Here is a 3,027-nt window from a genome sequence, read left to right as displayed (position 1 = left end):
AAAAAAGAAGGGGGCTTGGGGGAATTCATTCCCCCAACCTACCCCTGCCTTCTCTTCAGGCAGCCTGCTCGACCACAGCCAAAGCCCGCAGGTCCGCCTCAAACCGGTCGCGCCAGCGTTCGAGGCTGTTGAAGCGCATCACCTTCATCATCGAGGCGTGGCGTTCCCGGCGTTCCTCGCGCGACATGGACAGAGCGAGGTCCAGGGCGGCGGCGACGCCGGCCTCGTCATGCGGGTTCACCAGCAGGGCGGCGTCGAGCTCGCGGGCGGCGCCGGCGAATTGCGACAGCACCAGCACGCCGGGGTCCACGGGGTCCTGGGCGGCTACGTATTCCTTGGCGACCAGGTTCATGCCGTCGCGCAGGGGCGTCACCAGGCCGACCTGGGCCGCGGCGTAGAGGGGCATCAGCGCCTTGCGCGGGAAGCTGCGGTTCAGGTAGCGCAGCGGCGTCCAGTCCAGCTCGGCGAAGCGGCCGTTGATGCGGCCGGCCTCGCCCTCCAGCTCGCGGCGGATCGCCTGGTAGGCCTCGACGTCGGAGCGCGAGGGCGGCGCGATCTGCAGGTATTCGACGCGGCGGTGCCAGCCCGGATGGTTGGCCAGGAAGCGCTCATAGGCGGCGAAGCGCTGGCGCAGGCCTTTCGAATAATCCAGGCGCTCGACGCTCATGATCAGGGCGCGGTCGTCGACGGCGCGGTTGAGCGCGGCCATCTGCGGGTGGTCGGCGCCGGCCACGGCCTCGGCGCGCAGCGGGTCGACATGCACGCCGATGGGATAGACGCCGGTGCGGATCAGGCGGCCATGCGCCGAGACCACGCCGCCCGGGAATTCCTCGCCGCCAAGCTCGCGGCGGACATAGTCGGCGAAGGCCAGGCGGTCGCCCTCGGTCTGGAAGCCGATGAGGTCGAACTGGCAGAGCGAGCGCACCAGCTCGGCATGGGCGGGCACCGTCATCAGCACAGCGGGCGCCGGCCAGGGGGTGTGCAGGAACAGGCCCATGCGGTTGCGCAGGCCCTTGGCGCGCAGCTCCTCCGCCAGGCAGAGCAGGTGGTAGTCATGCGCCCAGATGACGTCCTGCGGCCCGACCAGGGACGTCAGGTGGTGGGCGAAGTGGCGGTTGACGCGGCGATAGCCCTCGAACTCGGCCCAGTCGAAGCGGGCGAGCGCGGTCTGGTAGTGCAGGATCGGCCACAGCGTGCCGTTGGCGAAGCCGCGGTAGTATTCGTTGTAGTCCCGCTGCGTCAGGTCGGTGGTGTAGAGGGTGACCGGGCCGGAATGGGCGACGGCGGGGGGATGGCCGGGCAGCAGGCTCTCGGCCGGGACCACGTCGGGCACGGTCTGGCCGGACCAGCCGAACCACAGCCCGCCGGTGTGGCGCAGCGCGTCCATCACGCCCGCGGCCAGGCCGCCGGCGGTGGGCTCGCCCTCGGTGATCGGGGCGACACGGTTGGAAACCACGACCAGTCGCGACATGCGCGGCTATCCCTTCAGGCCACCTCGGGCAGCTCCGGCAAGACGCCGGAATGCTGCTGCAGCAGCAGGTCTCGATACGGACCGTGGCGCTGGGCCAGCTCGCTCGGAGGGCCGTCCTCCACGATCCGACCCCGATTCATGACGATGATTCTGTCGAAATTTTGGAGGGTCGACAGGCGGTGCGCGACGGCGATCACCGTCCGGCCGCGCATCAGCGTGTCGAGCGCCGCCTGGATCTGCCGCTCACTCTCGCTGTCGAGGGCGCTGGTGGCCTCGTCCAGCAGCAGGATCGGGGCGTCCTTCAGCAGGGCGCGGGCGATGGCAAGCCGTTGTCTTTGCCCGCCCGACAGCTTGACGCCGCGGTTGCCGACCACGGTGTCGAAGCCTTCGGGCAGGGCCTCGATGAAGTCGCGGCACTGTGCCATCTGGGCGGCGCGCAGCACCTCGTCGTCGGAGGCGTCGGGGCGGCCATAGCGGATATTGTCCATGACGCTTCGATGAAACAGCGCGGTGTCCTGCGGCACCACGGCCATCGCCTCGGGCAGGCTGTCCTGGGTGAGCGCCGCGATATCCTGGCCGTCGATCAGCACGCGGCCCGATTCGGGGTCCCAGAAGCGCTGCAGCAGGGCCAGCACCGTGGTCTTGCCGGCGCCGGAATAGCCGACCAGGCCGACGCGCTGGCCGGGCGGGATGGCGAGGTCCAGCCCGTCGAGGACGATGTCGCGGCCGGGATAGGCGAAGCGGACGTCCTGGAATTCGACGGCGCCGGGGCCGGGTTGGAGGGGTTTAGCGTCCGGCGCGTCCTCCAGGGCGTGCGGCAGCAGCAGGGTGCCGATGGCTTCCTCCAGGCGGGCCAGCTGCTGGGTCAGCTCGACCAGGGCGACGGCGATGTCGCGGGTGCCGTTCAGGATGGTCAGCGACAGCGTCGCCAGCAGCGCCACGTCGCCGACCGAAGCCTGCCCGCGCTGCCACAGCATCAGCCCGGCGGCCAGCACGCCAGCGGTCAGTCCGACGGTCAGCAGCGCATGGATGGTGCGCAGCCACTCCATGTAGAAGAGGCTGGCGCGGTGGGTGGCGATCTCGGCCTCGACGAAGTCACCCAGGCGGCGCCGCTCGCGCAGCGTGGCGCCGAAGGCCCGCATCACGCCGATATTGCCGACGACATCAACCAGTTCGCCATCGACAGCGGCGGCGCGGCCGGCATGCTCGCGGTGCAGCGGCCCGCCGCGTTTGGCGAGGCGGTGCATATAGACGCCGATGGCCAGGGCCGCGACGGCCAGCGCCGCGGCCAGCGGCCAGGAGACCACGGCGGCGATGGCGATGGCGCCGAGCACGGCGGCGGTGGGCGGCACGACGCTCCAGGCCAGGGTATTCTCCAGCGCGAAGCCGGCCTGGGCGGTGGCGGAAAGGCGGGCGGCCAGCGCCCCGGGCATCCGGTCGGCGAAATAGCCCGGGCTGTGGCCGGCCAGATGCGCGAACAGCCCGTTGCGGATGTCGCCGGCGACGCGGGTGAAGCTGCGGGTGGCGGACCAGCCGCCCAGCCGCCACAGCAGGTT

Annotated in this window: 2 protein-coding genes; both read right to left on the bottom strand. The window is 70.9% G+C overall.

Translation table 11 applies throughout. The annotated features are described in order from the left end of the window. Window positions 1-55: 55 nt before the first annotated feature. On the bottom strand, window positions 56-1,471 hold the full coding sequence (locus BKE38_RS23640; protein ID WP_076959681.1) for an alpha,alpha-trehalose-phosphate synthase (UDP-forming): 1,416 nt from the start codon (window positions 1,469-1,471) through the stop codon (window positions 56-58). Window positions 1,472-1,485: 14 nt separating this feature from the next. Further along, on the bottom strand, window positions 1,486-3,027 hold a 1,542-nt coding region (locus BKE38_RS23635), incomplete at its 5' end, for an ABC transporter ATP-binding protein (RefSeq protein ID WP_076959680.1).

It is taken from the genome of Teichococcus deserti (genome assembly GCF_001982615.1).
GTDB classification, from domain to species: Bacteria; Pseudomonadota; Alphaproteobacteria; order Acetobacterales; family Acetobacteraceae; genus Pseudoroseomonas; species Pseudoroseomonas deserti.
Note: the sequence above shows the minus strand (reverse complement) of the source record. Positions and strands in the feature narration are given on the sequence as shown.